Origin of the sequence: Roseibium aestuarii, assembly GCF_008477545.1 — a bacterium.
In the GTDB taxonomy this organism is placed as follows: domain Bacteria; phylum Pseudomonadota; class Alphaproteobacteria; order Rhizobiales; family Stappiaceae; genus Roseibium; species Roseibium aestuarii.
The window spans coordinates 181,434-208,421 of record NZ_VORA01000002.1; the positions used below are offsets into that span (position 1 = coordinate 181,434).

The following is a 26,988-nucleotide window of genomic DNA, read 5'->3' on the forward strand; positions in this document are numbered from 1 at the left end:
GGCCGCGCGCCGGAACACAAGACGGGTTTCAAGGCACGGCAATCACCGGCGTCTTCACGCCGACCCGCTGATAGAGATCGGAAATATCCCTGTTGGACATGCGGATGCAGCCATAGGAGACGGCACGCCCCAGGGATCCCGGACGGTTGGTGCCGTGGATCGCGTAGTTGCCGTTGGAGAGGGTGAGCGCCGCCGCGCCCATGGGGTTGTTGGGAGCGCCTCCCTTGATCAGGCCGGGCAGCTCCGGATGATCGCGTCGCACCTCCGGCGAGGGCGACCAGTCGGGCCGCAGATATTTGGCGGTGATCCGTGCCCGCCCCGTCCAGACCTTGCCGCGCTTGCCCACGGCGACCCGGTAGCGGATCGCCTGGCCACCGGAGAGCACCAGATAAAGCCGGCGCTCGGAATTGCGGATCAGGATCGTGCCCGGCCGGATGCCCTCCTGCTGGAAGCGGACAAGCTCGGCCGCCCCGGCGGACGTCATCGGCACGAAGGCAAGAAGGCCGGCAAGCAGCAGACCCCACAAAAGAGGGAGACCCCATGCCTGCCGAGAGAAATGCGACCACGTCCGCATGACAGACCTCACCTTCGTGCCTGTTCTCCGAGAGGCCTCGGGATCCTCTCACCCGTGAGCGGCCTCAGTCTGACCCTTTGTTCGCCCAGACGGAATAGGGCTGAATACCGAAGCTCTTGTCCGGCTCGCCATCGAGGATGTTGAGGAACTCGAGCGTGTGACCGTCCGGATCCTTGAAATAGACGACGACTGCCGGCATCCAGCCGATCACCTGCGGCTCGGAGATGGGTTCGTTCGAGATGCCGAGCGGTTGCACACCGGCCGCCGTCAGCGTTTCACAGGCACGCAGGACAGCCTCGCGTTCCGTGCGGAAGGCGAAATGCAGGGTCATGAACAGCGGCGCGGAGCCATATTCCCAGAGACCCAGCATGCCGGTGCGCTTGTCCCCGACCCAAAAGAACGCGATCTTGCGGGCCGGAAACTCACCGGCCAGCTCGAGCCCGAGCACATCACGGTAAAAGGCGATGGAGACCTGCAGGTCGCGGACGGGAAGATGGGTCTCATAGACGCCCGTGATGCCGTTGGCAGCGGCGAGTGAAGCGGCCTTTGAAGAAACAGGTGCGCGGTTCTGGTCAGTCATGACGGTCTTTCTTGTGAGAGCGGCCCCCAGGACGAAGGCCAGAAAACGTTGGGCCAGAAAACATCCGGCCAGAAAACGTTCGGTCGCAGGGCACCGGGGCCGGTGCAAGGCCTCAAGATCGCAGAGGCCGCAAGTGTACCCCGGAGGGGGACCGCACTATCGCCGCGATGAAATGCTCATGCAAGGAGCAGGCGTCCCAAAACGGAGAAAGGCAGCCTCCGGCGCGATCTTGCCTCTCGAAGATCGGGAGGGATCGCCACGGTGGCTGCCTTGACCTGTGGCCGCGAGGGCCGAATGGGACGGCGTCTTACGCCACGCCGAGAAACGACAGGATCGCAACGACGACGACGACGAGACCGACGAGATAGATGATGCTGTGCATGGTGTCCTCCGGTTGGGCTTGCAAGGGTTCACATCTGCTCGGGAAATGACCGAAGAGACCATTTGGTTCCCCGCCCTCGCGCCTCCACCCTGACACCAGGGCCCAAAAAGCAAGACCCCGCCCGGTTTCCCGGACGGGGCCCATCAGGCTTTTCAGCCTGAAATCAGGAGCTTGTACGACTTATTTGTAGTCGTACTTGCCGCCCTTCCACTCGTACCAGACATAGCCCGGCAGGGTCACGTCGCCCTTGTCGTCGAAGGACAGCTTGCCGAGGACGGTGTTGAACTCACCGGCATCGAGGGCGCCAACGACGGCATCATAGTCGGTGGAACCGGCTGCCTTGACGGCATCGGCCCAGGCCTGGATGGCGGCGTAGGTGTAGAGCGCGTAGCCTTCGGCGGTCTTGCCGGCAGCTTCGAGGGCTGCCACGACCGGTGCCGCTTCGGCGTTCTTGCGCGGATCCGGGGAGAAGGTCATGAGGGTGCCTTCGCCGGCGTCGCCGGTGATGGACCAGTATTCGTCGGTGACGAGAGCGTCACCGGAAACGAGGATGGTGCTCATGCCCTGGTCGACCATCTGGCGCTTGATGAGGCCGGCTTCGGTGTGATAGCCGCCGACATACAGCACGTCGATGTTTTCGGACTTCAGCTTGGAGACGAGAGCCGTGTAGTCCTTTTCACCAGCGGTGTAGGCTTCATACAGGGTCTCGGTCTTGCCGGCCGCGTTCATGACTTCCTTGGTCGCGTCAGCCAGACCCTTGCCGTAGGCGGTCTTGTCGTGGATGACGGCGACGTTCTTGTCCTTGTACTCGGTCGCCAGGAAGGTACCGGCAACCTGGCCCTGCTGGTCGTCACGACCGCAAACGCGGAAGGTGCCCGGGCCAGGACGTTCGTCGGTGAACTTCGGGTTGGTCGAGGCCGGAGAAATCTGGACGATGCCTTCTTCGGAATAGACGGCGCTGGCCGGGATCGAGGAGCCCGAGCAGAAGTGACCGGCCATGAAGACCACGCCCTTGCCGACCATCTGGTTGGCAACAGCCACGGCCTGCTTCGGGTCGCAGGCGTCGTCGCCCACTTCCAGAACCAGCTGTTCGCCGTTGACGCCACCGGCAGCGTTGATGTCGGCAACGGCCTGTTCGGCACCGGCCTTCATCTGGGCGCCGAAGGAGGCGTACTGGCCAGTCATCGGGCCTGCGGTTGCGATCACGATGTCAGCCAGGGCCGCACCGGACATGGCCATGCCGGCAAAGGCAGCTACACCAGCCAAGAGATATTTTTTCATCATCTAACTCCCCTGGTTCCAGGACAAGTGTGCCTGGACCACAGTTTGACGGATCACTCCGCCTGGAGGCGCGGTGCCTCCGGTCTGATCCGGAGCCGAGGCGTTTTTGTGTTCTTGCCTCAGGCACCCGGACCGGTTCCCCATTGGTGCGTTAAGCACCTCTGGTATCTCGATTAATTCTCAGCGTAACGGTCTTTCTGCCCCGGACGCAAGCGCCAAGAGAAGGGCGACGACTTTTCATAGAGCCACACATACTGGGTGGTCATCTGGCCCGTGCGGGCATAGCGCCAGCCCAGGAAGGAGATCACGCCGAGAATGACATAGTCGACCAGCAGATACTGGATCGACAGGAGCGGTTCGCCAAAGAGGGCGAAGCTCAGGAAGCGGATGCCGACGCTCAGAAGGAAGATGAACCAGAAGAGCACGGCGATCGGACGCCAGGTCACCGCAACGGCCCGGCCCGTGGCCCAGGCGGCACCGCCGCCCAGGATGAGGACCAGGATCACGAAGACCGGAAGGCTGGAAGCGTAAAGGATACCCATCATGATCTCTCCTAGTGCGCCCCGCCTTCCAGATAGGCGGCCTTCACGTCCTCGCGGGCGAGAAGGTCCTTGCCCGTTCCGGACATGGTGATCGTGCCATTGACCATCACGTAGCCCCGGTGCGCGAGCTTGAGGGCGTGATAGGCGTTCTGCTCCACCAGGAAGACGGTGAGCCCGTCCGACTGGTTGAGGTCACGGATCGCATCGAAGATCTGCTTCACGATCAGCGGGGCAAGACCCAGGGACGGCTCGTCGAGCAGCAGGAGCTTCGGCCGCGACATGAGCGCACGGGCAATCGCCAGCATCTGCTGCTCGCCACCCGACAGGGTGCCGCCGCGCTGGTTCTGCCGTTCCTTCAGCCGCGGGAACAGGTCGAAGACCCGCTTCAGGCTTTCGTCCGTATCCGGGTTGTTGGCAGTTTCCGCCCCCATGATCAGGTTTTCCATCACGCTCATGCGCGGGAAGATGCGGCGACCTTCCGGCGACTGGGCAATGGACTTGCGCATGATCTCGTGGGTCGGCATGCCGGTGATATCCTCGCCATTGTAGAGGATACGGCCGGAGGTTGCCTGCGGGCTGCCGCAGATCGTCATCATCAGGGTGGACTTGCCCGCCCCGTTGGCCCCGATCAGGGTGACGATCTCGCCGGCATTCACGGTCATGTCGACGCCGCGCAGGGCGACGATCTTGCCGTAATGGGTGACGACATTCTGGATGTCGAGCATGGGCTGGGAGGTGCTCACAGGCCGACCTCCTCTTCCACGTCATCGACCTCGTCATCGGGCACACCGAGATAGGCCGCGATCACCTTCGGGTCGTTCTTCACCTGCTCCGGCGTTCCGTCAGAGATCTTCTCGCCGTAGTCCAGCACCACCACGTGGTCGGAAATTTCCATCACAACGCTCATGTCGTGTTCGATCAGCAGGATGGAGGTGGCGTGCTCGTCACGGATTGCATTCAGCAGCGTGTTGAGCTCGGCGCTCTCCTTGGGGTTCAGACCGGCAGCCGGCTCGTCCAGGCACAGAAGCTCCGGACCCGAGCACATGGCACGGGCGATCTCCAGACGGCGCTGGTCGCCGTAGGGAAGATCCGCCGCCGGACCGTCGGCCCGGTCGAGGAGACCGGTCTTGTCGAGCCAGTAGCGTGCCTTGTCGACGGCCTTCCGTTCGGCCGACTTAAAGCCGGACAGACCGAAGACCCCGCCAATGGTGAAGTTGGAGGCGAGCATCAGCGGGTTGTGCTGGGCCACCATCAGGTTTTCCAGAAGGGTCATGCCACCGAAGAGACGGATGTTCTGGAAGGTCCGCGCGACCTTGGCCTTGGCCGAGATCTGGAAGTCGGGCATGCGCTCGAGCAGATAGTGCTCGCCGTTCGCCCGGTTCATGACGATGCGGCCTTCAGTCGGCTTGTAGAAGCCGGTGGCGCAGTTGAAGACCGTGGTCTTGCCCGCCCCGTTGGGGCCGATGAGCGCGGTGATGTCGCCGCGGCCCACGTTGAAGGACAGGTCGCCCACGGCCACCAGGCCGCCGAAGCGCATGGTCAGGTGCTCGATCGCGAGCACCGGATTGTTGTCCCAGTTGCTCATCCGTGGCCCTCCTGAACCAGATCCGCACTGATGCCCTTGGCCTTGCCCGAAAGCGAGATGGAGGGGGTGCGCACCGAAATGAGGCCACGCGGACGCCACACCATGATGACGACCATCAGCAGACCGAAGACGAGCATGCGGTATTCCTCAAGCCCGCGGAAGAACTCGAAGCCGCCGATCATCACCACAGCTGCGATGACGACACCGATCTGGCTGCCCAGACCGCCGAGAACGACGATGGCCAGGATCACGGCGGATTCCATGAAGGTGAAGCTTTCCGGGGAAATGAAGCCCTGGCGCGTTGCGAAGAAGGAGCCGGCGAAGCCGCCGAACATCGCCCCCAGCGCAAAGGCCGTCAGCTTGGTGTTGGTGGTGTTGATACCGAGCGAGCGGCAGGCGATCTCGTCCTCGCGCAGGGCTTCCCAGGCACGGCCGATGGGCAGCTTGCGCAGGCGCATGGTCACCAGGTTGGTGACGAGAGCCATGGCCAGGATCACGTAGTAGAGGAAGATGATGCGGTGGATGGAGTTGTATTCCAGTCCGAAGAAGTCCGCGAAATTCCCCTCGCCCCGCTCGAAGTCGAGACCGAAGAAGCTCGGACGCGGGATGTTGGACAGGCCGTCCGGACCACCGGTGAAGTCGTACCAGTTGAGCAGCACGACGCGGATGATTTCCCCGAAGGCCAGCGTCACGATGGCCAGATAGTCACCGCGCAGGCGCAGCACCGGGAAGCCCAGGATGATGCCCCAGAAGGCTGCCAAGATGCCGGCGAGCGGCAGGCAGACCCAGAAGGAGAAGCCGAAATACTGGGCCAGCAGCGCGTAGGAATAAGCGCCCACCGCATAGAATGCGACGTAGCCCAGATCGAGCAGGCCGGCGAGGCCCACCACGATGTTCAGGCCCCAGCCGAGCATCACGTAGGTGGTCACCAGGATCGCCAGATCGAGATACTGGCGCGACCCGCGGGTGCCGAGGAAGTAGGTCAGCAGGAACGGCAGGACCACGGCCAGCACCAGGAAGACCGGCGTGGCGAAGCGGCCGAGACCGGAGAAGGAGCTGGCCTTCGGCAGCAGGGAGCCGACGGTCCGGGTCACCGGCTTGTCGGACTTCCAGACAAAGAGGTTCAGCAGCAGGCGACCGGCGAAGACGATCACCACCGCAATGGCAACCGCGCCCCAGCGGTAGTTGATGCCGAGCTGGCCGCCCAGACCGGTCGCGACGTCGGCCTGCATGCCGATCATCATGCCGAACAGGGCAAGCGCCACCAGGCCACCGGCCGCAGCATCCTTGACGCTGCCGGCAAAGAGGCTGTCTTTCTTGAGGTTGGACATGGCTCAGACCTTCTCCACTTCCGGCTTGCCGAGCAGGCCTTCGGGCATGAAGATCAGCACGATGGCGAGAATCGAGAAGGCCGCCACGTCCTTGTACTCCACGGAGAAGTAGCCGGACCAGAAGGTCTCGATGAGACCGATCAGAAGCCCGCCGAGCATGGCGCCAGGCAGAGACCCGATGCCGCCAAGCACGGCTGCGGTGAAGGCCTTAACCCCGGCCAGGAAGCCGATGTAGAAGTCGATCACGCCGTAATAGAGCAGGAACATGAGACCGGCGACCGACGCCAGGGCTGCCCCCATGACGAAGGTGAGCGAGATGGTGCGGTCGACGTTGATGCCGAGCAGCGAGGCCATCTTGCGGTCCTGTTCGCAGGCGCGCTGCGCACGCCCCAGCGACGTCTTGTTGATCAGCATGGTGAAGCCGATCATCAGAACGGTCGTCACAACGATGATCAGGATCTGCGAATAGGACAGCTGGACAATGAAGCCCGAACCGTCGGCTCCGCCTTCGGTCAGCGTGAAACCGCCCGGGATCAGCGGCTGCAGCGGCTTGTTGCGCGCGCCCTGGGAGATCTGCACGAAGTTCTGGAGAGCGATGGACGCGCCGATCGCCGTGATCAGCGGCGCCAGGCGGAAGGATCCGCGCAGCGGCCGGTAGGCGATGCGTTCTACCGTCCAGCCCCAGACCGACGTCAGGGCCATCGACACGATCAGCACGCCGATGAGGGCGAGGATCAGCAGGACGATGGGCAGGCTGGAGGTGATGCCGAAGGCGACGATGAGGATCAGGGCGATGAACGACCCGACCATGAAGATATCGCCGTGGGCAAAGTTGATCATGCCGATGATCCCGTAGACCATCGTGTAGCCAATGGCGATGAGCCCGTAAATCGAGCCCAGCGTCACGCCATTGATCAGCTGTTGCAGGAAATAATCCATATGTTCGTGTACCCCTGGAGTGGCGGTGGCCATCCATTTTGTCGTTGTTATGGTCAAAGTGTTAGCAAGCCCAAATGGCCAGCACAACGGCTCGCGACATCAAATTTGAAATTTTTTACACCTTGACGAGACACGAACACTATCGTCATTCCAAACTGGGCCTATTTTTTGAAATATTTCTCGATTAAAACTAAAAATAGGAAAATATTTCCTCTTGCGAGCCGGTTCGCCGTAGACTCCACGAAACCCGTGTCACGCATTGCCTAGACCTCCCGTTTTCACTAAATCTTGCGGCCCTGGGGTCCCGGAGAGACCAGAGAGAGGCCGGAGAGCGGCGTGAGCTTGTCTTTCCACCCTGTCCGGTGATGACGCGCGGCACCGGATGCCCCATGTAGTGACGACCGAACGCGGGAGGACGGCGCAGACAGCCTGCGCATGGCCTCGCCGGTCGCATCCCTGCACAGTCGGGCCATGCCGGCACTGCGCAACGATCCCTGTGTGCACCGAAGCTCGACTGCGGTTCGCACCCTGAAAAGCAGAATGCGAGGAAGATCCTCCCTTGACCGAGCCTCACACGCCCCAGACCGTCAATTCAACCGCCTTCCGCGAGGCCATGAGCCGTATTGCGACGGCCGTGCACCTCGTCACCACCGATGGAGCATCCGGACGCGCCGGTGCGACGGTCTCCGCCATGTGCTCGGTCACCGACGATCCAGCCACGATTCTTGTCTGTATCAACCGGGAAAGCCGACTGAACGCGGCGATTCGCGACAATGGCTGTTTCTGCCTCTCCACCCTCGGTCCGGAGCACGAGGAGGTGTCCAACACCTTCGCCGGGCGCGGCGAGCAGGAGATGGAGCGCCGTTTTGACGGGTTGGCCTTCGAGACCATGAACTCCGGCGCCCCGGCCCTGCGCGATGCCCGTCTGAATGTGGACTGCCGACTGGATCAGGCGATCGAGGCCGGTACCCATACGGTCTTCTTCGGCCGGGTCACCGATATTCGCCTGAATGACGAGGGACGCTCCCTCCTCTACGTGCATCGCGCCTATGCCAGCGCCTGAACGCCCTGCCGTGCAGCGTCTCGACGGGCGAACCGGTAAGCGATAGCCTGCGCGCTCTGTTCCGAACCGGTTGCCGCGAACCGCCGCCGCGCGCCCTTGAACGTCTTGCCGGAGTTTCCCATGCAGCATGGCCCTCGCAATCTGATCACCGACGTGCCGGGCCTGCGCATCGGCAACGCGCAGGATGCCGCGCTGAAGTCGGGCGTGACCGTACTGCTGCCCGATACTCCCGCCGTGGCCTCCGTCGCCATTCAGGGCGGCGCGCCCGGCACCCGGGAAACGGCCCTGCTCGAACCGGACCAGACGGTTGCAGCCGTGGATGCGCTGGTGCTCTCCGGCGGCTCGGCCTTCGGACTGGATGCCGGAGCCGGCGTTCAGTCGCGCCTGGCCCAGCTCGGACGGGGCTACGCAGTCGGCCCTGTGCGCGTGCCCATCGTGCCCGGCGCCATTCTCTTCGACCTGCTCAACGGCGGAAACAAGGACTGGGGCGACATGCCGCCCTACCGGGTGCTCGGCATGGAGGCGCTTGACGCTGCAGGCCACGACTTCGCGCTCGGCTCCGTCGGCGCGGGCGCCGGGGCCACCACCGCCAACCTCAAGGGCGGACTGGGGTCTGCCTCACAGATCCTCTCGAGCGGAGCAACGGTCGGCGCCATCGTCGGCGTCAATGCCCTGGGCCGCGCGACCATGGGCGACACGCCCCATTTCTGGTCCGCCCCCTTCGAGATCGGCAGCGAATTCGGTGGCCTCGGCCTGCCCGCGTCCCTCGACCCGGAGATGGTGCGCCCGCGCACCAAGCTCGACGCAAGGGTTCCCGGCGCCAACACCACCATCGCCGCCGTCGCAACCGACCTGATCCTCACCAAGGCCGAGGCGAAGCGTCTGGCTGTCATGGCCCATGATGGCCTGGCCCGCGCGCTCTGGCCCGCCCACACGCCGCTCGACGGAGATCTGATCTTCGCCCTCTCCACCGGTCAGCGTCCCATGCGCGATTCCCTGGGAGACATGGTGGAACTGGGAGCCGCTGCGGCCGCCTGCCTGGCCCGCGCCATCGCCCGGGGCGTGTTCCATGCGCAGGCGGCAAGCGGTGACCCGATGCCGACCTGGCAGGATCGTTTCAACTCCCGGCCCTGAAGGTCAGCTCGACCCAGCGGCGGTCCCTGCGTTTCCCCAAACGCCTCCCCGAAAGCAAAGGGGCGAGACACGCCCAGCGCTCTCGCCCCGCCTCCGTCTCGTGCTGTGTCTGCCTTATTCGGCTGCGACCAGGAGATCCGCCTCGCCGCGACCGGTCACGCTCTTGCCATCGCTGCCGTCATGCCCGCTGTCGAGGCGGGCCAGCAATGCGGACCGACGTTTCTGACCCTGGGCCATCGCCGCTTCCTTGACCGGACCAAAGCCACGGATCGCCTCCGGCACCCGGGCCAGCTCGACCAGCAGACCGTAGTCGGCCTTGCCCAGCTTGCTCAAGATGAGGTCCACATCCGCGACATACTGCTCGCGCAGCGCCCGCTCCTGTTTCCGCTCCCGCGTGTAGCCGAAGAGGTCGAAAGCCGTGCCCCTCAGGGCCTTGAGGCCGGACAGAACCCGGAACGCCGACAGGATCCAGGGACCGAAGGCCATCTTCGCCGGACGCCCGGTCTTGCGGTCGATGCGGCGGGCCAGAAGCGGCGGCGCCAGATGCAGGCGGATGTCCTGCGGCCGTTCGAAACGCTCCTCCAGCTTGCGGCGGAAGGCCGGATCCGCATAGAGCCGGGCCACTTCATACTCGTCCTTGTAGGCCATCACCCGGTAGAGCTGGCGCGCCACCGTGCGGGTCAACCGCTGGCCACCCGCCTCCTGCGCCGCATCGGCTGTCCGCACCCGGTCCATCAGCGCCGTGTAGCGGTCGCCATAGGCGGCATCCTGATAGGCGGCCAGTTCCGCGGAAAACCGGGCGATCTCCTCGTCCAGCGAGCGCGCCGTGTCACCCTTCGGGGTCTCGGCCCGCTCCTTGCGCAGGGCCTCGGGCCGTTCTGCCAGCACGCGCCCCATGCGGAAGGCCCGGATATTGTTGTCCACATCCGCGCCGTTCAGCGTGACGGCGGCTTCCACCGCGCCCGCCGTAATCGGCAGGCCGCCGGACTGGTGGATCATCCCGAGCAGCATCATGTTGGTGAAGATGGCATCGCCCAGCAGATCCTCGGCCAGCGCATGGACATCTTCCATCAACAGACGGCGGCTGCCTTCCTTCAGCGCCGTCTCCATGCGCGCCTGATCGAAGGACTGGGTCTGACGCAGCACGAACTCCGCCGTCGGCGCCACATGGGCATTGGCCACCACCAGGGTTTCGCCCCGCTTCATCAGCGCCAGCTGTTCCGCATGGCAGGCCACCACCATGTCGGCGGCCATCAGCACATCCAGCGCGGCGGGCGGAACCCGCGGCCCGTTCAGCGGCTGGCCGCTGGCGGCGAAGCGGATGTGGGACGTGACCGGCCCACCCTTCTGGGCCAGGCCCGTCATGTCGAGGGTCGCGGCCTCCAGCCCGTCCATATGGGCTGCCATTGCAAGAATGGCGCTGACGGTGGAAACGCCCATGCCGCCGATCCCGGCAATCAGCATGTTCCACCCCGCCCCCGGATCCGGCAGCACCGGCGCCGGCAACCCGGCCAGCAGGCCGTCCAGATCGAGCGCTCTCGGCGCGGCCTTGCGCAGCTTCGCATCCCCCACTTCAACGAAGGACGGGCAGAAGCCCTTGAGACAGGACGTGTCGCCGTTGCAGCTCGACTGGTTGATCACCCGCTTCTCGCCGAAGGGCGTGGCAAGCGGCTCGACCGAAAGGCAGTTCGACTGGGCGGAGCAGTCGCCACACCCCTCGCAGACCCGGTCATTGATGAAGAGACGGCTCTCCATCGGGGCATATTTGCCGCGCTTGCGGCGGCGGCGCTTCTCCGTGGCGCAGGTCTGGTCGAAGATCAGCACGGAAACCCCGCGCACCTCCTGCAGCTCCTTCTGCACCCGCATCAGCTCGTCCCGGTGGGAGACGTTGGTGAGAGACGCCAGTCCGCTGCCCGGACCGAAGCGCTCAGGCCGCTCGCTCACCACCTCGATCCGCTGCACGCCCTCCGCCTCCAGCTGGCGGGTGATCTGGCCCACGGTCAGGGCCCCGTCCAGCGGCTGGCCACCGGTCATGGCGACCGCGTCGTTATAAAGCAGCTTGTAGGTGATCGAGGTTCCCGCGGCGACCGCCTGCCGGATGGCAAGGCTGCCCGAATGCAGATAGGTGCCATCGCCCAGATTGGTGAAGGCATGGGTATCGTTGGAGAACGGCGCCTGACCGACCCAGAGCATGCCCTCGCCGCCCATCTGGATCTGGCTTTCCTCGGTGCGCCCGGCCAGCTCCGTCATGGTGTGACAGCCGATCCCGGGGAAGGCACGCGACCCCTCCGGCACCACGGTGGACGACGAATGGGGGCAGCCGGAACAGAAATAGGGAATGCGGGTCGCCCGCTCCGCATGACCCTGGGCCCACATGGTCTGGCGGGTGACGGTTTCCACCACCTGCCGCATGGCGGGGCTCACCACCTCTTCCGGCAGCCAGTCGATCAGTCCCTGGACAATCTCCGTGACCGAGAGCTCCAGCACGTCGGAGAGGAAGGGCGACTCGTCCGGCCGCGTCTTGCCGAAGACCTGCGGGCGCGACGGCCCTTCCAGCGGATAGCAGATCGCCTTGATCTGGGGCTCCATGAAGGCCCGCTTGTGTTCCATCACCAGCAGCCGCTCGCAGCCGCGGGCAAAGTCGCGCAGGCCTTCCGGCTCCAGCGGCCAGGGCACGGCCACCTTGTAGATGGCAAGCCCCATGTCCCGCGCCCGAGCCTCGCTGATGTCGAGAAGCCGCAGTGCCTGACGCAGGTCGCGATAGGCCTTGCCGGTGGCGACCAGACCGAAGCGGACGCGTTCGCGCGCCCCGAAGGTCACCTTGTCGAGACCATTGGCCCGCACATAGGCCCGCACCGCCGGAAGACGCACCTCGCGCAGCAGGCGTTCGGTCTCCAGCCGGTTGGCCAGCATCAGGTCCCGGTTGAGCTCGCCCTCCAGACGCGGCGAAGGGCCGGCCGGCAGCAGGCTGCGGAAGCGGTCTTCGCTGACATCCACGATCGCCGACGCGTCCATCGTATCGGCCACGCAGATCAGCGCACTCCACAGGCCGCTGTAACGTGAAAGCATCAGCCCGTGCTGGCCATAGTCGAGCACGTCCTGGATGTCGGAAGGATTGAGCACGGGAATTTCCGCGTGCTGGAAGAAGAACTCGCTCTGGCCCGTCAGGATGGAGGACTTCGCGAGGTGATCGTCGCCGGCCAGCGCAAGGACGCCGCCATTGGGATCGGTGCCTGAATAATTGGCCTGTTTCAGCGCATCCCCTGCCCGGTCGACCCCGGGGGCCTTGCCGTACCAGAAGCCGAAGACCCCATCGAGCGAACTGCCCTTGCCATGCAGGCGCGCCTTCTGGGAGCCCCACACGGCGGTCGCCCCCAGCTCCTCGTTGACGGCAGGAAGGACATGAATGTCGAAGGGGTCGAGATGCCGGCGCACCCGCAGCAGCTCGGTGTCATAGCCGCCCAGCGGAGAGCCGCGATAGCCGGAGATGAAGCCGCCGGTGCGCAGTCCTGCGGTCCGGTCCAGCCGGGCCCGATCCATTGCCAGACGCACGAGCGCCTGGATGCCTGTCAGATAGACGCGACCGTCCCGCGCCAGATACTTGTCTTCCAGAGTGACCTGGCGTCCCGCAACAGGCGCCTGTCCACGTTGTGTCTGCATGATGGTCATAGCACCTCCTCCTGTGCCGACCCTGCGTCACCTCGCGCGGATGAGACCGCCTGCGAGAAATGACTGTTGCGACCAATATGATCCTGATCATGGAAAATTTCTGTGCTATCCTGCGCGCACCAACGGCAATTACCGCAAGAATGTTCCCCCTCCCGCCCATGACCGACAATATTCTTCTCGATCCGACTGACATCCGCGTCCTGCGGGTCCTCCAGCGCGACGCATCGCTCTCCATCGCCGAGGTGGCGAAGGAGGCCGGCATGAGCCAGACCCCCTGCTGGCGGCGCATCAAGCGCCTGAAGGAACAGGGTGTTATCCGCCAGATTACGGCCCTCATCGACCGCGAGAAGGTCGGCCTCGGCTTCGTCGCCTATTCCTTCGTCAAGCTGACCGTGCCCAGCCGGGAGAACATGGACACCTTCGACAAGCTCATCCATCACTGGCCCGAAGTCGTGATCTGCGAACGCATCACAGGGGCGGTCGACTATCTGATCAAGGTGGTCACCAGCGACATCAAGGCCTACGACAATTTCCTCAGACTGAAGCTGCTCGACAATACCCTTGTCTCCGACGTGCAGTCGCGCATCGTCGTCAACACGGTCAAGGACACCTCCGCCCTGCCTCTGCGGGAGAGCTGAGCGCCGCCAGCGGATCAGGCAAAGCGCAGGGGCGTCAAGGCGTTGGCGGAGACCGCAGGGTCATTTCCCGCCATCAGGTCGGCCAGCTGGCGGCTGCACACGGGGCCCAGCGCCAGACCGTGCCCGCCGTGGCCGAAATTGTACCAGAGCCCGCGCTGGGTGGCCGATGCGCCCACGACAGGCAGCGAATCGGGCAGGGCTTCCCGTGTGCCCATGACCGGCGGCACCGGCAGATCCTGACCCAGGGGGAACACGTCCTGCGCCCGCTTGCGCGCCCGGTGCAGCACCTGCGAGTTGATCGGGTCGGCCGGGTCCGCCACCTCCACGCCGCTGGTGAGCCGGATGCCCCGCTCCATGGGTGTCAGGGTGAAACCGTGATCCATGTCGGTGACCGGCCGCTTCAGCGTTACGCCGGATCCGGGGCGGAAGTGCTGGGCATAGCCCCGGCCGAAGGCCACGGGAAAGAGATCTCCCCGCGCCCGGGCAAAGGCCGGCGTCCAGGGGCCGAGGGCGGCCACCACCTCGCGCCCGCGCACTTCGGTGCGCGGCGTCGGCAGCACCCAGCGGGAGCGCCGTCGCTCCAGCCGGTTGGCATCCCCGTTGAGAAACAGCCCGCCACCCTGAATGAACTCCCGCCAGAGCCCCTCCGTCAGCCCGGCCGGATTGGACACCGAGTCGCAGTCGGGCCAGTAGACGCCGAAGAACCGGTCCGACCGCACGGCCGGCTCCACCTCGTGCATCTCGCCGCCGCGCAGGGTCTGATAGTCGATACCGTAGATCCGCGCATAGTGGCGCTCGCGCTCGGCGCGCATCAGGCTCGCTTCCGAGCGGTGCAGCTGCAGCCAGCCGCTGTTGCGATAGAAGCGCTGGGCATTGGCGAGACGCCCGAGCCGCTGATGCTCGGCGCGGGCGGCGGCGCGCAGCGGTGCCATCACCCGCACGAAGCGCTGGATGCCCTCCGGCCCGGAATTCTGAAGATAGGCGCGGATCCAGGGCGCCAGCCGCACCAGGGTGGAGAGCGCCACCGTATAGGCGGTCGACTGCTTGAGCAGGATGTCGAGCCAGACAGCGGCACCCGACGGCAAGGCGATGGGGCAAAGCCCGTTGCCCGCCACGATGCCCGCATTGGCCCCGGAGGTCTCGTCCCCCGGATGGCCCCGGTCGATCAGGGCGACGCTTGCACCATGCTGACGCAGGTTGAGGGCGGTCGTCACCCCCACGATCCCCGCCCCAAGCACAATGACATCGACCTCGGCCAAATCCACCTCTATGACAGTTGCACAGGGTGACCTTCACCCCCCCACCTTTCGCTCTTACCCCAGAACCTCATTGAAACCAACGCCGCGCGGCGTTCGTCCCCCTCTCCTCCCGTCTCACGCCCGCCCTGCACACCCCCATCCGCCGCCCCCTTCCGCCCTTTCGAGGAACCGCCGATGTCCGCCCTTTCCCTGCCGCTCCACCTGCTCGAGTTCCTCGGCCGCCGCGCGCCGATCGCACTCTGGGTGTCGCTGGCGCTCGGAATGGCCTTTCCCGGACTGTCGGAATTCGTCCGCCCGCTTCTGGGGCCGCTCGTCTTCGTGCTCCTGTCCCTGGCCTTCCTGCGGGTGGAGCCGGCGCCCGTGCGGGCCCGCCTGCGCCGGCCCTTGCCTGTGCTCACCGGCACCCTCTGGCTGCTGCTGGTCATCCCCGCGCTTGCCGCCGCGACCCTGATGGCCCTGCCGGAAGGAAGCGTGACGCCGGACATCGCGCTGATCGTCTTCCTTGCCTGCGCCGGCCCGCCGGTCATGTCCGCGCCCGGCTTCATCGCCATGATGGGTCTCGATGGCGCCTTTGCCCTGACCCTGCTGGTCTGCGCCATGGCCCTGACCCCGATCACCGCTCCGGTCTTTGCCGACCTGATGACCGGTGGCGCCCTGCACTTGGCGCCGCTGGATCTCGCCTTGCGGCTTGCCGCCTATCTGCTCGGTTCGCTGGTGCTGGCCCGCCTCGCCCGGGCGGCGCTGGGCGCCGAACGCATCCGCGCCGGAAGGAGCAAGATCGACGGGCTGAACGTGGTGCTGCTCTTCCTCTTTGCCCTGGCCGCCATGGATGGGGTTGCGGCCAGCTTCCTCGACCGGCCCCTGCTCACCCTCGCAATCACCGTCATGACCTTCGTGGTCGCCGCCCTCCAGCTGGCTGTCACCTACGGGCTGTTCAGGCATCTGGGCGCGGCCGATGCCTTTGCGCTTGCCCATTCCACCGGCAGCCGCAACATGGGCCTGATGGTCGCCGCCCTCGGCAGCCATATCCCGGAGCTGGTGTGGCTCTGGTTCGCCCTCGGCCAGCTGCCAATCTACATGCTGCCCCTGCTGCTGAAGCCCATCGCCCGGCGCCTGCCAGCCGGCTGAACGCGGGCATGATCGCCCGCGTTGAGGGGGCCGGCGGGCGCATTCCGCTCATCATGAGCGATGTTTTGCCGTGACCCGGCGTGCAGCTCACCCTAGGATCCAGGCGACCGCCCCTTCAGGGAGAGCCTCGCATGATCCCTTGCCTGCCCTCGCGCGCCATCCGCCTTGTCCTGAACGCCCTCATGGCCGCCGTGACAGTTCCTCTCGCCGTCGCCCTTCTCCCCCCGGCCCCGGCCCGCGCCGGTGACATAGCCCGCGTCGAGGTTCTCGGTTTCGACCGGCAAGGCTCACGCTTCGCCTTCGAGCAATATGGCATCGAGGATGGATCGGGCTTCCCCTGGTCGGAGATCTTCGTGATCGACGTGGCGGCCGACCGCTGGATCGCGCCCTCGCCCATCCGCTTCCGGGAGGAAATCGCGGAAGATGTGCCCGATCTGGAGGCCCTTCTTGCCGACACCCGTCATGTCACGCGCCAGTCGGCCCAGGATCTCGGCCTTCTCGACGGCATCATGGTGCCCGGCCACATGGCAGGCCACGATCCGATCACCGAACTGGACCGGGACGGAACGCGGATGCAGGTGCTTCCGCGCCCTGTCCTGCCGCCCATTGACGCGCCCCTGACCTTCACCCTGGAAACCTATCCTCTGCCCGACTCCACCTGCGCCACCTACGGCGCGGACACCGCAGGGTTCCGCCTCACCCTGAGCCGCGCGGGAGAGGCACCCCGCAAGCTGCATGTCGACAGCGCCCTGCCGAAGAGCCGCGGCTGTGCGCTCGATTACCGGATCGAGCGGGTGATCACCCACATCCCCGGCGAAGGTCCTGCGGCCAGCGGCGTCTTTGCCGTGCTGGTCTTCGTTGAGACCCTCGGCTTCGAAGGCCCGAACGGCCGCTATCTCGCCATCACCGGAACCTTTTGAGCCGCACCGCCGACCTGAACCGATTAGCATGGGGCCGCCCCTCTTGCCCTCGCACCCTGCCCCATGCTAGCGCCCGCAGCAGCTGGCCAACCCGCGCGTCCGGGCCCCATGCCCTCTCGGCGCGTTCACCGGAGTAGACTTTCATGAGCCGTGATATCCTGATCGCCCCGTCCGTCCTCGCCTCGGACTTCTCCAAGCTCGGCCAGGAGGTCAGGGATGTGGTGGAAGCCGGTGCCGACTGGATCCATCTGGACGTGATGGACGGTCACTTCGTGCCCAACATCACCTTTGGCCCGGATGTCATCAAGGCAATCCGCAAGCATGCGGACGTGACCTTCGACACCCACCTGATGATCGAGCCCTGCGATCCCTATCTGGAGGCCTTCGCCAAGGCCGGCTCCGACATCATCACCGTTCACGCAGAAGCCACCAGGCATCTGGACCGGACCCTGCAGGCGATCCACCAGCTGGGCGTTCGCGCCGGCGTCTCCCTGAACCCGGCGACCCCGGAAAGCGTGCTGGAATACGTCCTCGACAAGGTGGACCTGATCCTCGTCATGACCGTGAACCCGGGCTTCGGCGGGCAGAAGTTCATCGAGGCCATGGTGGAGAAGACCGCGCGGATCCACCAGATGATCGGCGACCGGCCGATCGACCTGGAAATCGACGGCGGCGTCACCCCGGAAACCGCACCGCTGGTGGCCGCTGCCGGCGCCAATGTGCTCGTGGCCGGCTCCGCCGTCTTCAAGGGCGGCTCCGTCGACAGCTACCGCGACAACATCGCCGCCATCCGCAAGGCGGCCGCAGAGGCATAAGGGCACAAGCCCGGCACATCTGGCCGGGGGACGGGTGACCCGCCTGTTCCCCGGTCTCTGCGCTCTGGCTCCCAGCGCCCGGTTTCCTGTTCCCTCTCAGGGATCTAGCTTGCCTGAACCAGCGCCGCGACCAGATCCAGCGCGAAGCCCGCGATGAGGCAGGCCATCCCGGTCAGGGACACCGCGAGGAAGACACCCGCGTGCGCCTGCTCGAACCGGGCGAGAAAGTCCGAGCGCACCGCCTGCACCAGTCCGACCAGCTGCCCCCGGGCCGCCGCCTTGCCGAGCAGCCCGTCATAGGCCCGCGAGCTGAGAAGCATGTGCAGGGCCGGCCAGGACAGGAGCAGCGCGCCGAGGAAATTCAGGATCTTCGCCACGAGCTCCATGATCAGCCCCCGTCATCGAAGCGTAGGGTCAGGTCCAGCGCCCACAGCAGACGCCCCATCAGGTCGAGGGTCGGACCGCGCTTGCCCGTGCCCCGTTCGATGAGGCTGAGCTGCGCCACGGAAGTGCCTGCCCGTTCCGCCAGCTGCTCGAGCGACAACCCGGCCTTCTTGCGGCGCTGCCGCAGGAAGCGGCCGAAATCGAGCTGCGCGCCACGGGCGTGATAGGCCCGATCCGCCTCCGGCTCCTTGCGCACGGCCGCAACCAGACTGCCAAGGCCGCCCGGCGCATCCGTCTCCAGAGGCTGGACGCTGAGGCCCGCCGGACGCGCCGCCGCAACACTCTCGCCGCCGCTGACCGCCGATTGCGATGCCGGAGCGTCAGAAGGAATGGCCGAGGGGGCGGACGAGGGCGCGACAGAGGGAGCGGCAACCGCCCCGCCGCTGCGCATCAGGGCTTGCAAGGCCCCCAGATCCGACTTCAGCCGTTCGATTGCCGCGAACATCTCGAGCCTGTCGGCGGTCTCCCGGCCCCCACTCTCCCGGCCCCCAGTATCTCGGCCTGAGGGAGCGGCGGTGACGCGCACGGCGTCGACGACCATGCGCTCCATCTCCACCTGCACGCTCGTGCCCGGGCCAGCCTCGGGCATCGCCGCCTCAGCCTCGGCACCTTCGGCCTGCATCAGTCTGGACAAGGGGCGTTCACGTTCGCCGCTCATGATCAAGTTCCCTGTTTCTGGCCTGCTTTCCGGCATTCTTTCCAGCCGTCTCTCCAGCCCGGTGTCCCTTCGCACGCTCAAACGCGAGGTCCGTCACGGTGCAGGGTCCAGCAGCCGGAAGCTGGTGATCTGCGTGCAGGTGGCGTTCACCGCCAGATGCACATGCACGCGCTCGTCATGGCGCAGGCAATAGAACCGTGTCGGGCCCCAGCCCTCGAAATCCGCCTCCTCTCCCTCGAAGACCAGATGACACCGGTCATCCTTCAGGAGATCCAGCCGCGGCGGCCGCTCGATGTGGTGCTCCAGATCCTGCACGGTCCATCTGGTCATCTCCACCAGAATGCGGACGATGTCGCCCATCGCATCGGGCGCCTTGCGCAGAACCTGCTCCATCTCCCGCATGCGGTCCGCATCGGGATCGAGAAACACAAGGCGCACCTTGCTCCAGTCCGGGGTGTTGCTGCGGGGCACTGAAATCCGGCCTCCCGTCCGTCCCGCGGACTGTCCACGGGAAATTTAGTCTTTTCAATAAAAACGTCAAGGATTATCGAAAACGATAAAAAACACTCCGGCCCGTGTTTCAGGACCGGAGTGTTCAGAATATGCCGTAAGGTCAGAAAATCGCAACCGATGCGAGAGGAGCAGCCTCTCCCATGCCTCATGCCTGATACCTCAGGGCAGATAGGTCAGGGTCTCCAGATGCGCCGCATCATTCCAGAAGGAGAAGATCCCAATCACGGTCTTCTCGATGTCCATCTCGTCGGTCTCGTCATAATAGGAACACGACACGGCCAGCGCGTCCGGATTGCCCTGACCGGATCCCGCGTCAAAACCCGGACCCCAGGCGAGCGGCGTGTCGCAGCGCCCAAGCCCGGCCACCATGACCGCCATGCCCGAAACACCGGTCGCGCTGGTTAGAAACCGGCCGAAATCCACATCCTGCGCGGCTGCGGGCGCCACCGCCATGCCTCCCGCGACACCGAGAGCCAGCGCAAACGCCCCCAGCCGCCGCCGAGCACCTTCCTTGATCTGCTGAACCGTCATTCCATGTCCCCTCCCCGTTGTTGATCTCCCTTCGGAACACGCCAGGCTTGAAAGGCACGTTAACATCCGCCCAATGGCGACGGCGTCGGCCGCCCCAAGGGCGCAGCTGCGTCAGAAAATCGCCCTCACGCCCCTTTTGCCCTGCCGCCGCATTGAGACTTTCGCGACTTCCTGCTAGACCCCGCGCCAGCTACTCTCCCATAAGACGAGGACCCGCGATGATCCCGCGCTATGCCCGCCCCGAGATGACCGCCATCTGGTCTCCCGAAACCAAGTTCCGCATCTGGTACGAGATCGAAGCCCATGCCTGCGACGCCATGGCCGACCTCGGCGTGATCCCGCGCGAGAACGCGGATGCGGTCTGGAAGGCAAAGGACGTGGAGTTCGACGTCGCCCGCATCGACGAGATCGAAGCCGTCACCAAGCATGACGTGATCGCCTTCCTCACCCATCTGGCCGAACATGTCGGTTCCGAGGAAGCCCGCTTCGTACATCAGGGCATGACCTCCTCCGACGTGCTGGACACCTGCCTCAACGTGCAGCTGGTGCGCGCCGCCGACATCCTGCTCAAGGACATGGATGCCCTGCTGGCCGCCCTGAAGAAGCGCGCCTTCGAGCATAAGGACACCGTCCGCGTCGGCCGCAGCCACGGCATTCACGCCGAGCCCACCACCATGGGCCTGACCTTCGCGCGCTTCTATGCCGAGATGGACCGCAACAAGGCGCGCCTGCTGCAGGCCCGCGAGGAGATCGCCACCGGCGCCATCTCCGGCGCGGTCGGCACCTTTGCCAATATCGACCCGCGGGTCGAGGAACATGTCTGCGAAAAGCTCGGCCTGAAGCCGGAGCCGATCTCCACCCAGGTCATCCCGCGTGACCGCCACGCCATGTTCTTCGCCGTGCTGGGCGTCATCGCCTCGTCCATCGAAAACGTGGCCATCGAGATCCGCCACATGCAGCGCACGGAAGTGCTGGAGGGCGCCGAGTTCTTCTCCATGGGCCAGAAGGGTTCTTCGGCCATGCCGCACAAGAAGAACCCGGTGCTGACCGAAAACCTGACCGGCCTGGCCCGTCTGGTGCGCATGACCGTGATCCCGGCCATGGAAAACGTGGCGCTGTGGCACGAGCGGGACATCTCCCACTCCTCCGTCGAGCGAGGCATTGCCCCCGATGCGACCGTCACCCTCGACTTCGCCCTGAACCGTCTGACCGGCGTCATCGACAAGATGCTGATCTTCCCGGAAAACATGCTGGCAAACATGAACAAGTTCCCCGGACTGGTCATGTCCCAGCGGGTCCTGCTGGCCCTCACCCAGGCCGGCGTGTCGCGCGAGGATGCCTATTCCATGGTCCAGCGCAACGCCCTGAAGGTCTGGGAAGAGCGCCTCGACTTCCAGGAGCTGCTGCTCGCCGACAAGGACGTGGTCGCAGCGCTTGGCGAAGCGGCAATCAAGGAAAAGTTCGACATGGGGTACCACACCAAGCATGTCGACACGATCTTCAAGCGGGTCTTCGGCGAAGCCTGACCCAGACGTGACTCAGTCTCTGATCGAAGAAAGCCATGCCCCTGATCGGGCATGGCTTTCTTGCTTTGTATCCCGCTGCACTCCGCCCGCCGCCGTCCGTGCGGATCACCCTCCCTCTCCTCCGTCGTGCTCGCGCTTGACCCGAGCATCCATGGCATGACGAGCGGCGGGGCAAGAAACGCGAGAGGCCAAAGCCCCCTGCAGGCGTCATTGTTGTGTGACACCCCCTCGGCGCCAGGGTGTTTCCGGCAGGTTCAAAGCCCCATAGGATGGTCGGACACTCACGTGCCCTCGTAGCAGGAAGCTCCCCATGAAGATCGCCGTCCTTGCCGACATCCACGGCAACCTTCCCGCCCTTGAGGCTGTCGTGGCGGATCTCAAGGGCGAGAGCCCGGATCTTGTGGTGAACCTGGGCGACTGTGTCAGCGGCCCACTCTGGCCCCGCGAAACCGGGGAATGCCTCATGGGTCTCGACTGGCCGACCGTGCGCGGCAACCATGACCGCATCGCCACCGGCCCTAGGGTGCCCTACGAGAATCGCACCGACCACATCACCCAGAGCGACATATCGGCAGAGGTGATTCAGTGGCTGAGCGCCTTGCCCCAAACCCTTGATCTGACGGACGAGATCACCTGCTTCCACGCAACGCCTCACTGCGATGATCTCTATCTGAGCGAGACGGTCACCGGTGGCCGCGGCTTCCTCTCCAGCGAGGAGGAGATCACCGCCCGTCTCGGCGCAGACGCGCCTGCGCCGATCCTCCTCTTCGGTCACACCCACATTCCGCGCCTGATCCGCCTGCGGAGCGGACAGACGCTTTTCAACCCGGGCAGCGTCGGCTGCCCTGCCTATACGGATGAGACGCCCGAGCCGCACCTCATGGAAGCGGGCAGCCCCCACGCCCGCTATGGTCTGATGCTGCGCCGCGGGGCGCATTGGCACTTTACCCTGAAGGCCATCGACTATGACCACGAGCGGGCAGCGCGACGGGCAGCGGACTTCCAGCGTCCGGTCTGGGTCCACGCCCTGCGAAGCGGCTTCTGCCCGGCGGCGTGACCCCGTCGGAGGTCTTGGTAAATTTTGTCGGGAACCAACTGCGTCATCATGGCTTTACCCGGCAAGTGAGAGACCAGGAGGACCCGATGAGGTTTCATGATTTCCTTATGGGCGGCATTGCCGTCGTCGGCATCGCCATTTCCACGCTGACCGGAGCCAAGGCAGCTCCCCTGACGGTGCCGGCCCCGCTCGCCATCCAGACCGCGGCACCGGAAGGCACCATCGTGCTTGCCCGGGGCGACGGCTTCTATCAGCGCGGCGGCCACTACTGGTACAACGGCCATCGCGGCAGCCGCCATCGCCATCCGGGCTGGCGCGAGTATCGCGGCCACTATTTTCCGCCCGCAGCCTTCGGCCTGAACCTCGGCAACGGCGTAACCGTTCAGGTTGGGCCGGGCTACACGGCACCGCGCCGCTATGCGCCGCCGGCCTATGCCCGTCCGGGCCGTCTTCCGGGCCGCCACTACGGCTGGTGTGAGAATCGCTACCGCTCCTACCGGGCGAGCGACAACACCTTCCAGCCCTATCATGGCCCCCGCCGCCAGTGCCGTTCCCCCTATTGGGGCTGAACGCCCTATTGTGGTTGAACGATGGAGTGACCCCGGTTCCGCCGGGGTCTATTCATTTCCGGACACGCAGTTCTCAGGCCCGAGACACCTGAAGCCAAGAGCCTGCATTCCGTATCCCTGTCCGGCGTGGTAGATTTGAGGGACGGTTCGTCTGACCGGTCTGCTCCCCGAACCCCGAAAGGATGTGGGACCATGATGCGTCGTTTCTTGCCTTCCCTTGCCCTCGCAGTTCCGACCTTGGCGCGCCTGCTAACGGCAGGCATCGTGCTGGCGGCAGTCGTCGGTGAAGTCCAGGCGACACCAGCTGCCGCGCTGCCCTCTCACGCCCGGCAGGCAACGCAATTGCTGCTTCCCGCGCAGTATCTGCCGCCGCCACCGGGCTATTATCCGCCCCCGCCGGGATACTATCCGCCACCGCCACCCGGATATGGCTATCCCGTGCGGCCGCCGCGCCCCGGCTACAGGCCGCGCCCACCGATCTACCGCCCGGCGCCGCCACCGGTCTACCTGCCGGCGCCCCCGGCCCTCGGCCGCCCGATGCCGGTCGCCCACGTGCGCTGGTGCATGGATCGCTACCGGTCCTATCGGCCGCAGGACAATACGTATCAACCCTACCACGGACCGCGCCGGCAGTGCCGATCTCCCTATTGGTGAACGGCCCGAAAACCCTGAATTCAGAACACCGCCGCGAGGCGGTGTTCTTTTGCCCACCTCGCCCGCTTGCCATTTGACATTGCGCCCAAACCTCGCCAAGACGGGCACAAATCCCTTCCCCCTTTCAGGACGAGCCACCCCGTGAAAATCTCCGAAGCCGATATTCTCCTGGTCCCCGGCTATGGCGAGACTGCTGAAGAACACTGGATGCGCCGCTGGCAGGCCAAGATGGCCACCGCCCGTGTCGTGGAACAGTCCGACTGGTTCCATCCGAACCTCAAGCCCTGGCAGGACACCCTGCTGGAGGCCATTGCCGGCTGCACCAGGCCGGTGGTGCTCGTCGGCCATTCGCTTGGCTGCAATCTGATCGCGCACACCAGCCTGAGGTGGAAGAAGGGTGTGGTGAAGGGCGCCTATCTGGTTGCTCCGCCCGATCTGGAGCGCGAGGAAAACCGCCCGGCCTTCGACCACGCAAGTTTCCTGCCGCTGCCGCTCCACCCGCTGGGCGTGAAGAGCCACGTGGTGGCCAGCCAGAGCGACCCCTATTGCCCCTACAAGCGGGCCGAGGTCTTTGCCCGCGAATGGGGCGCGACGATCCAGGACGCGGGTCAGGCCGGCCACATCAACGTGGAAAGCGGCCACGGGCCCTGGCCGGAAGGGCTGATGTCCTTCGCCCTCTTCATGAAGCGGCTCGGCGGCGGTTACTGAGAGCCCCCGCCTGACGACCTGTTCCGCCCTCAGGCGGAAGGCTTCGGCTCATCCGCGCAGGCTGCAAGCACCGCCTGCGCGGCATTGGCCAGAAGCACCATGTCGATGCCCAGCGCCATGAGCGTGTAGCCCAGCGCCTTGGCATCCTTCACCTCCTGCGCACTCATGCAGAAGATCCCTGCGACCTTGCCCGCACGGCGGGCCGCATCGGCAATGACCCGTGACGCCGCGCGCGTTTCCTCACTCTGCGGGTTGAGTTCTGCCCCCTCCGACAGGGCAAGCGACAGGTCGCTCGGACCGACAAACACCCCGTCGATACCCGGCACGGCCAGGATCTCGTCGACCTGAGCCAGAGCCGTGCGGGTCTCGATCATGGCAAGCGCAAGTGTGTCTCCGTTCGCCCGCGCCAGATAGTCCGCCGGCGTCTTGCCATGCAGCTGCGCGGCGCGAAGCGGGCCCCAGCTGCGCGACCCCAGCGGCGGATACTTGACCACATCCGCAAAGGCCTGAGCGTCGGCGGCCGTCTCGATCATCGGGGCAATGACAGCCTCTGCGCCCATGTCCAGAAACCGCGGCGCATTGGAGAGGTCGGCCACCCCCATGCGCACGATTGCGTGGGCAGGCGTCAGGGCCAGCGCTGCAAGACCTTCGCGCGCTTCCCCCATCCCCATCTGCCCATGCTGAAGATCAAGCGTGACCGCCGGATAGCCGGCGCGTCCCAACTGCTCCGCAACGGCCGCAGACGGCAGCATCACCCAGCTGGTGACAAGCGCCTCCCCGGACTTGAGGCGGGACGACAGGCTTTTTTGGGCGGAAGACATGGGGGAAGAATCTCGCTTGCGATTCGTGGGACCAGCCAGAGAGTGCGCTCAAGGCGCCATCCGCGACAAGGCAGGTCGCGGGCAAAAAAGAACCTCCCGCGGCAGGACCGGGGAGGTTCGTCTCAATTCATGCGCCAGTCGCAGGAAAAGGCAGATCAGCCTTCGTTCTGGATCTGGTCGACTGCGGTGTGCAGCAGCTCGTCCATGGTGCGACGGATCTGGTGGTCGGATTCCGCAATGCCGGCCGCATCCAGATCTGCACGGATCTTGCGGAACACGTCTTCCTCACCCGGCTCCTCGAAGTCGGCGCGCACAACTTCCTTGGCGTATTCGTCTGCCTTGTCGCCTTCCAGGCCCAGAAGGCCCGCAGCCCACAGGCCGAGCAGCTTGTTGCGACGGGCTACGGCCTTGAACCGCAGTTCCTCGTCATGGGCGAACTTGGCCTCGAAGTCCTTTTCGCGCTTATCGAATGTGCTCATGGTCAGTCTCTCCTGAGTATCGCCCTGTCCCGGCCGTTTCCCGCCGCGCAGACGACTGGCAGGTGGGGAAGCGGTTTGCCGATTTCAATATCTTCCAAGTCTCTGTAAATCAACGGACGAAACCAGGATCTAGATCAAAAAGACCGGATAAACCTGCGATTTCCCCCCAGCCGTTTGCCAAGATCTCAAGGAGAACATTGTGCTTTTGGCCACCTTCAGGTAAGTTCCGCGCCGCCGATCCTCTCAGCACGCACCCGTTTCCTCCCGGAAATGCGCCCCTCAGGGCAGCAGCACGAGCGCGCCGTCAGGATTGCACACGTTGGGGGGACAACGCGACTTATTCGAACGCACAAGGTGCCTCCGCTTCAATGGATTTTCTCAAACCAACACGGTACACGCCCATGAACCGCCGCCGCCGCATTTACGAAGGCAAGGCCAAGATCCTGTATGAAGGCCCCGAACCCGGCACCCTGATCCAGCATTTCAAGGACGACGCCACCGCCTTCAATGCCAAGAAGCACGAGATCGTGGACGGCAAGGGTGTCCTGAACAACCGGATCTCCGAGTATATCTTCAACCACCTGAATGCCATGGGCATTCCGACCCACTTCATCCGCCGCATGAACATGCGCGAGCAGCTGATCCGCGAAGTCGAGATCATCCCGCTTGAAGTGGTGGTGCGCAATGTGGCCGCCGGCTCCATCGCAACCCGCCTCGGCATGGAAGAAGGCACCCAGCTGCCCCGTTCGATCATCGAGTTCTACTACAAGAACGACGAGCTGAACGATCCGCTGGTGGCCGAAGAGCACATCACCGCCTTTGGCTGGGCCACGCCCCAGGAGCTCGACGACATGATGGCGCTGGCCATCCGCGTCAACGACTTCCTCTGCGGCCTGTTCCTCGGCGTCGGCATCCGCCTCGTCGACTTCAAGATCGAGTGCGGCCGTCTCTTCGAAGGCGACATGATGCGCATCGTCGTGGCCGACGAGATCTCGCCCGACAGCTGCCGCCTGTGGGACATCAAGACCAACGAGAAGCTGGACAAGGACCGGTTCCGCCGGGACATGGGCGGCCTGCTCGAAGCCTATCAGGAAGTGGCCAAGCGCCTCGGCATCCTGAACGAGAACGACCGCGTCACGACCTCGGGACCGACCCTGGTGCAGTGAGACACTGACGCAATCAGAAGTC

Annotated in this window: 27 protein-coding genes and 1 pseudogene; 12 read left to right on the forward strand and 16 right to left on the reverse strand. The window is 65.1% G+C overall.

What is annotated here, in order from left to right; all coding sequences use genetic code 11:
* Positions 1-28: 28 nt before the first annotated feature.
* The 8 genes from FR728_RS09450 to FR728_RS09485 form a co-directional block, all read right to left on the reverse strand.
* Positions 29-484, reverse strand: coding sequence for a L,D-transpeptidase (locus FR728_RS09450; RefSeq protein WP_208998792.1), 456 nt, complete (start codon positions 482-484; stop codon positions 29-31).
* Between the two features lie 154 nt (positions 485-638).
* Positions 639-1,154, reverse strand: coding sequence for a VOC family protein (locus FR728_RS09455; protein ID WP_149892442.1), 516 nt, complete (start codon positions 1,152-1,154; stop codon positions 639-641).
* 562 nt (positions 1,155-1,716) lie between these two features.
* A complete protein-coding gene (locus FR728_RS09460) occupies positions 1,717-2,817 on the reverse strand; it encodes a branched-chain amino acid ABC transporter substrate-binding protein (protein WP_149893070.1) in 1,101 nt (366 codons plus the stop codon).
* Positions 2,818-2,990: 173 nt separating this feature from the next.
* Positions 2,991-3,362 carry a DUF6867 family protein gene (locus FR728_RS09465; protein WP_208998748.1) on the reverse strand — a complete coding sequence of 124 codons (372 nt, stop codon included), beginning with the start codon at positions 3,360-3,362 and terminating at the stop codon, positions 2,991-2,993.
* Positions 3,363-3,370: 8 nt separating this feature from the next.
* A complete protein-coding gene (locus FR728_RS09470; RefSeq protein WP_188318891.1) occupies positions 3,371-4,084 on the reverse strand; it encodes an ABC transporter ATP-binding protein in 714 nt (237 codons plus the stop codon).
* Positions 4,085-4,098: 14 nt separating this feature from the next.
* Positions 4,099-4,944: an ABC transporter ATP-binding protein gene (locus tag FR728_RS09475; RefSeq protein WP_149892444.1), complete on the reverse strand. Its 846-nt coding sequence runs from the start codon at positions 4,942-4,944 to the stop codon at positions 4,099-4,101.
* Positions 4,941-6,275, reverse strand: a complete 1,335-nt coding sequence (gene livM / locus FR728_RS09480; protein WP_149892445.1) for a high-affinity branched-chain amino acid ABC transporter permease LivM — start codon at positions 6,273-6,275, stop codon at positions 4,941-4,943. Before livM ends, FR728_RS09475 begins: the two co-directional genes overlap by 4 nt.
* Before the next feature lie 3 nt (positions 6,276-6,278).
* Entirely contained in the window at positions 6,279-7,214 is a 936-nt protein-coding gene (locus tag FR728_RS09485; protein WP_149893072.1) for an ABC transporter permease subunit, read from the reverse strand.
* A gap of 559 nt (positions 7,215-7,773) precedes the next feature.
* Between FR728_RS09485 and FR728_RS09490 the strand changes: the two genes are divergently transcribed.
* Both FR728_RS09490 and FR728_RS09495 read left to right on the forward strand, forming a co-directional pair.
* Entirely contained in the window at positions 7,774-8,277 is a 504-nt protein-coding gene (locus tag FR728_RS09490) for a flavin reductase family protein (protein ID WP_208998749.1), read from the forward strand.
* 120 nt (positions 8,278-8,397) lie between these two features.
* Entirely contained in the window at positions 8,398-9,411 is a 1,014-nt protein-coding gene (locus FR728_RS09495; RefSeq protein ID WP_149892446.1) for a P1 family peptidase, read from the forward strand.
* Positions 9,412-9,525: 114 nt separating this feature from the next.
* Here the strand turns inward: FR728_RS09495 and FR728_RS09500 are convergent, their stop codons facing one another.
* Positions 9,526-13,071 (reverse strand): indolepyruvate ferredoxin oxidoreductase family protein, encoded by a 3,546-nt coding sequence (locus tag FR728_RS09500; RefSeq protein ID WP_149892447.1) that lies wholly within the window; start codon positions 13,069-13,071, stop codon positions 9,526-9,528.
* 167 nt (positions 13,072-13,238) lie between these two features.
* On the opposite strand from FR728_RS09500, the gene FR728_RS09505 reads away from it, so the two are divergent.
* Positions 13,239-13,718 (forward strand): Lrp/AsnC family transcriptional regulator, encoded by a 480-nt coding sequence (locus FR728_RS09505; RefSeq protein ID WP_149892448.1) that lies wholly within the window; start codon positions 13,239-13,241, stop codon positions 13,716-13,718.
* A 14-nt stretch (positions 13,719-13,732) separates the two neighbouring features.
* Here FR728_RS09505 and FR728_RS09510 read toward each other — a convergent pair whose 3' ends face one another.
* A complete protein-coding gene (locus tag FR728_RS09510; protein ID WP_341872928.1) occupies positions 13,733-14,983 on the reverse strand; it encodes an NAD(P)/FAD-dependent oxidoreductase in 1,251 nt (416 codons plus the stop codon).
* A 168-nt stretch (positions 14,984-15,151) separates the two neighbouring features.
* Here FR728_RS09510 and FR728_RS09515 point away from each other — a divergent pair, with 168 nt between their 5' ends.
* The 3 genes from FR728_RS09515 (at position 15,152) to rpe (ending at position 17,840) form a co-directional block, all read left to right on the forward strand.
* Positions 15,152-16,105 (forward strand): sodium:proton symporter, encoded by a 954-nt coding sequence (locus FR728_RS09515; protein ID WP_149892450.1) that lies wholly within the window; start codon positions 15,152-15,154, stop codon positions 16,103-16,105.
* A gap of 131 nt (positions 16,106-16,236) precedes the next feature.
* On the forward strand, positions 16,237-17,025 hold the full coding sequence (locus FR728_RS09520; RefSeq protein WP_149892451.1) for a DUF2259 domain-containing protein: 789 nt from the start codon (positions 16,237-16,239) through the stop codon (positions 17,023-17,025).
* A 143-nt stretch (positions 17,026-17,168) separates the two neighbouring features.
* Positions 17,169-17,840, forward strand: coding sequence for a ribulose-phosphate 3-epimerase (rpe, locus tag FR728_RS09525; RefSeq protein ID WP_149892452.1), 672 nt, complete (start codon positions 17,169-17,171; stop codon positions 17,838-17,840).
* A gap of 104 nt (positions 17,841-17,944) precedes the next feature.
* On the opposite strand, the gene FR728_RS09530 is transcribed toward rpe, so the two are convergent.
* From FR728_RS09530 to FR728_RS09545, 4 genes are all read right to left on the reverse strand, one after another.
* Positions 17,945-18,226, reverse strand: a complete 282-nt coding sequence (locus FR728_RS09530) for a hypothetical protein (protein WP_149892453.1) — start codon at positions 18,224-18,226, stop codon at positions 17,945-17,947.
* A 2-nt stretch (positions 18,227-18,228) separates the two neighbouring features.
* The gene (locus FR728_RS09535; protein ID WP_188318852.1) at positions 18,229-18,942 is read right to left on the reverse strand and encodes a helix-turn-helix domain-containing protein; all 714 of its coding nucleotides are present in this window, start codon (positions 18,940-18,942) and stop codon (positions 18,229-18,231) included.
* A 93-nt stretch (positions 18,943-19,035) separates the two neighbouring features.
* Positions 19,036-19,413 carry a hypothetical protein gene (locus FR728_RS09540; protein WP_149892455.1) on the reverse strand — a complete coding sequence of 126 codons (378 nt, stop codon included), beginning with the start codon at positions 19,411-19,413 and terminating at the stop codon, positions 19,036-19,038.
* 201 nt (positions 19,414-19,614) lie between these two features.
* Positions 19,615-19,986: a hypothetical protein gene (locus FR728_RS09545; protein WP_149892456.1), complete on the reverse strand. Its 372-nt coding sequence runs from the start codon at positions 19,984-19,986 to the stop codon at positions 19,615-19,617.
* Positions 19,987-20,204: 218 nt separating this feature from the next.
* Between FR728_RS09545 and purB the strand changes: the two genes are divergently transcribed.
* From purB to FR728_RS09570, 5 genes and pseudogenes are all read left to right on the forward strand, one after another.
* Positions 20,205-21,512 (forward strand): adenylosuccinate lyase, encoded by a 1,308-nt coding sequence (purB, locus tag FR728_RS09550; protein WP_149892457.1) that lies wholly within the window; start codon positions 20,205-20,207, stop codon positions 21,510-21,512.
* Between the two features lie 310 nt (positions 21,513-21,822).
* Positions 21,823-22,569: a metallophosphoesterase family protein gene (locus FR728_RS09555; protein ID WP_149892458.1), complete on the forward strand. Its 747-nt coding sequence runs from the start codon at positions 21,823-21,825 to the stop codon at positions 22,567-22,569.
* Between the two features lie 86 nt (positions 22,570-22,655).
* A complete protein-coding gene (locus tag FR728_RS09560; protein ID WP_244304525.1) occupies positions 22,656-23,138 on the forward strand; it encodes a BA14K family protein in 483 nt (160 codons plus the stop codon).
* Between the two features lie 549 nt (positions 23,139-23,687).
* Positions 23,688-23,792 (forward strand): annotated as a pseudogene (locus tag FR728_RS19570) (BA14K family protein); the annotation flags it as partial.
* A 141-nt stretch (positions 23,793-23,933) separates the two neighbouring features.
* Positions 23,934-24,500 (forward strand): RBBP9/YdeN family alpha/beta hydrolase, encoded by a 567-nt coding sequence (locus FR728_RS09570; protein WP_149892459.1) that lies wholly within the window; start codon positions 23,934-23,936, stop codon positions 24,498-24,500.
* Positions 24,501-24,529: 29 nt separating this feature from the next.
* Here FR728_RS09570 and FR728_RS09575 read toward each other — a convergent pair whose 3' ends face one another.
* Both FR728_RS09575 and FR728_RS09580 read right to left on the reverse strand, forming a co-directional pair.
* Positions 24,530-25,321: an HpcH/HpaI aldolase family protein gene (locus FR728_RS09575; RefSeq protein ID WP_149892460.1), complete on the reverse strand. Its 792-nt coding sequence runs from the start codon at positions 25,319-25,321 to the stop codon at positions 24,530-24,532.
* Between the two features lie 155 nt (positions 25,322-25,476).
* Positions 25,477-25,800, reverse strand: coding sequence for a DUF1476 domain-containing protein (locus FR728_RS09580; protein ID WP_149892461.1), 324 nt, complete (start codon positions 25,798-25,800; stop codon positions 25,477-25,479).
* 368 nt (positions 25,801-26,168) lie between these two features.
* Between FR728_RS09580 and purC the strand changes: the two genes are divergently transcribed.
* On the forward strand, positions 26,169-26,966 hold the full coding sequence (gene purC / locus FR728_RS09585) for a phosphoribosylaminoimidazolesuccinocarboxamide synthase (protein WP_149892462.1): 798 nt from the start codon (positions 26,169-26,171) through the stop codon (positions 26,964-26,966).
* Positions 26,967-26,988: the final 22 nt, after the last annotated feature.

Excerpts from the sequence above, each read along its gene's own strand:
- FR728_RS09450 (WP_208998792.1), bottom strand. The coding sequence starts at position 484 with ATGACGTCCGCCGGGGCGGCCGAGCTTGTCCGCTTCCAGCAGGAGGGC.
- FR728_RS09455 (WP_149892442.1), bottom strand. The coding sequence starts at position 1,154 with ATGACTGACCAGAACCGCGCACCTGTTTCTTCAAAGGCCGCTTCACTC.
- FR728_RS09460 (WP_149893070.1), bottom strand. The coding sequence starts at position 2,817 with ATGAAAAAATATCTCTTGGCTGGTGTAGCTGCCTTTGCCGGCATGGCC.
- FR728_RS09465 (WP_208998748.1), bottom strand. The coding sequence starts at position 3,362 with ATGATGGGTATCCTTTACGCTTCCAGCCTTCCGGTCTTCGTGATCCTG.
- FR728_RS09470 (WP_188318891.1), bottom strand. The coding sequence starts at position 4,084 with ATGCTCGACATCCAGAATGTCGTCACCCATTACGGCAAGATCGTCGCC.
- FR728_RS09475 (WP_149892444.1), bottom strand. The coding sequence starts at position 4,944 with ATGAGCAACTGGGACAACAATCCGGTGCTCGCGATCGAGCACCTGACC.
- livM (WP_149892445.1), bottom strand. The coding sequence starts at position 6,275 with ATGTCCAACCTCAAGAAAGACAGCCTCTTTGCCGGCAGCGTCAAGGAT.
- FR728_RS09485 (WP_149893072.1), bottom strand. The coding sequence starts at position 7,214 with ATGGATTATTTCCTGCAACAGCTGATCAATGGCGTGACGCTGGGCTCG.
- FR728_RS09495 (WP_149892446.1), top strand. The coding sequence starts at position 8,398 with ATGCAGCATGGCCCTCGCAATCTGATCACCGACGTGCCGGGCCTGCGC.
- FR728_RS09500 (WP_149892447.1), bottom strand. The coding sequence starts at position 13,071 with ATGCAGACACAACGTGGACAGGCGCCTGTTGCGGGACGCCAGGTCACT.
- FR728_RS09505 (WP_149892448.1), top strand. The coding sequence starts at position 13,239 with ATGACCGACAATATTCTTCTCGATCCGACTGACATCCGCGTCCTGCGG.
- FR728_RS09515 (WP_149892450.1), top strand. The coding sequence starts at position 15,152 with ATGTCCGCCCTTTCCCTGCCGCTCCACCTGCTCGAGTTCCTCGGCCGC.
- FR728_RS09520 (WP_149892451.1), top strand. The coding sequence starts at position 16,237 with ATGATCCCTTGCCTGCCCTCGCGCGCCATCCGCCTTGTCCTGAACGCC.
- rpe (WP_149892452.1), top strand. The coding sequence starts at position 17,169 with ATGAGCCGTGATATCCTGATCGCCCCGTCCGTCCTCGCCTCGGACTTC.
- FR728_RS09530 (WP_149892453.1), bottom strand. The coding sequence starts at position 18,226 with ATGGAGCTCGTGGCGAAGATCCTGAATTTCCTCGGCGCGCTGCTCCTG.
- FR728_RS09535 (WP_188318852.1), bottom strand. The coding sequence starts at position 18,942 with ATGAGCGGCGAACGTGAACGCCCCTTGTCCAGACTGATGCAGGCCGAA.
- FR728_RS09545 (WP_149892456.1), bottom strand. The coding sequence starts at position 19,986 with ATGACGGTTCAGCAGATCAAGGAAGGTGCTCGGCGGCGGCTGGGGGCG.
- purB (WP_149892457.1), top strand. The coding sequence starts at position 20,205 with ATGATCCCGCGCTATGCCCGCCCCGAGATGACCGCCATCTGGTCTCCC.
- FR728_RS09555 (WP_149892458.1), top strand. The coding sequence starts at position 21,823 with ATGAAGATCGCCGTCCTTGCCGACATCCACGGCAACCTTCCCGCCCTT.
- FR728_RS09560 (WP_244304525.1), top strand. The coding sequence starts at position 22,656 with ATGAGGTTTCATGATTTCCTTATGGGCGGCATTGCCGTCGTCGGCATC.
- FR728_RS09575 (WP_149892460.1), bottom strand. The coding sequence starts at position 25,321 with ATGTCTTCCGCCCAAAAAAGCCTGTCGTCCCGCCTCAAGTCCGGGGAG.
- FR728_RS09580 (WP_149892461.1), bottom strand. The coding sequence starts at position 25,800 with ATGAGCACATTCGATAAGCGCGAAAAGGACTTCGAGGCCAAGTTCGCC.
- purC (WP_149892462.1), top strand. The coding sequence starts at position 26,169 with ATGGATTTTCTCAAACCAACACGGTACACGCCCATGAACCGCCGCCGC.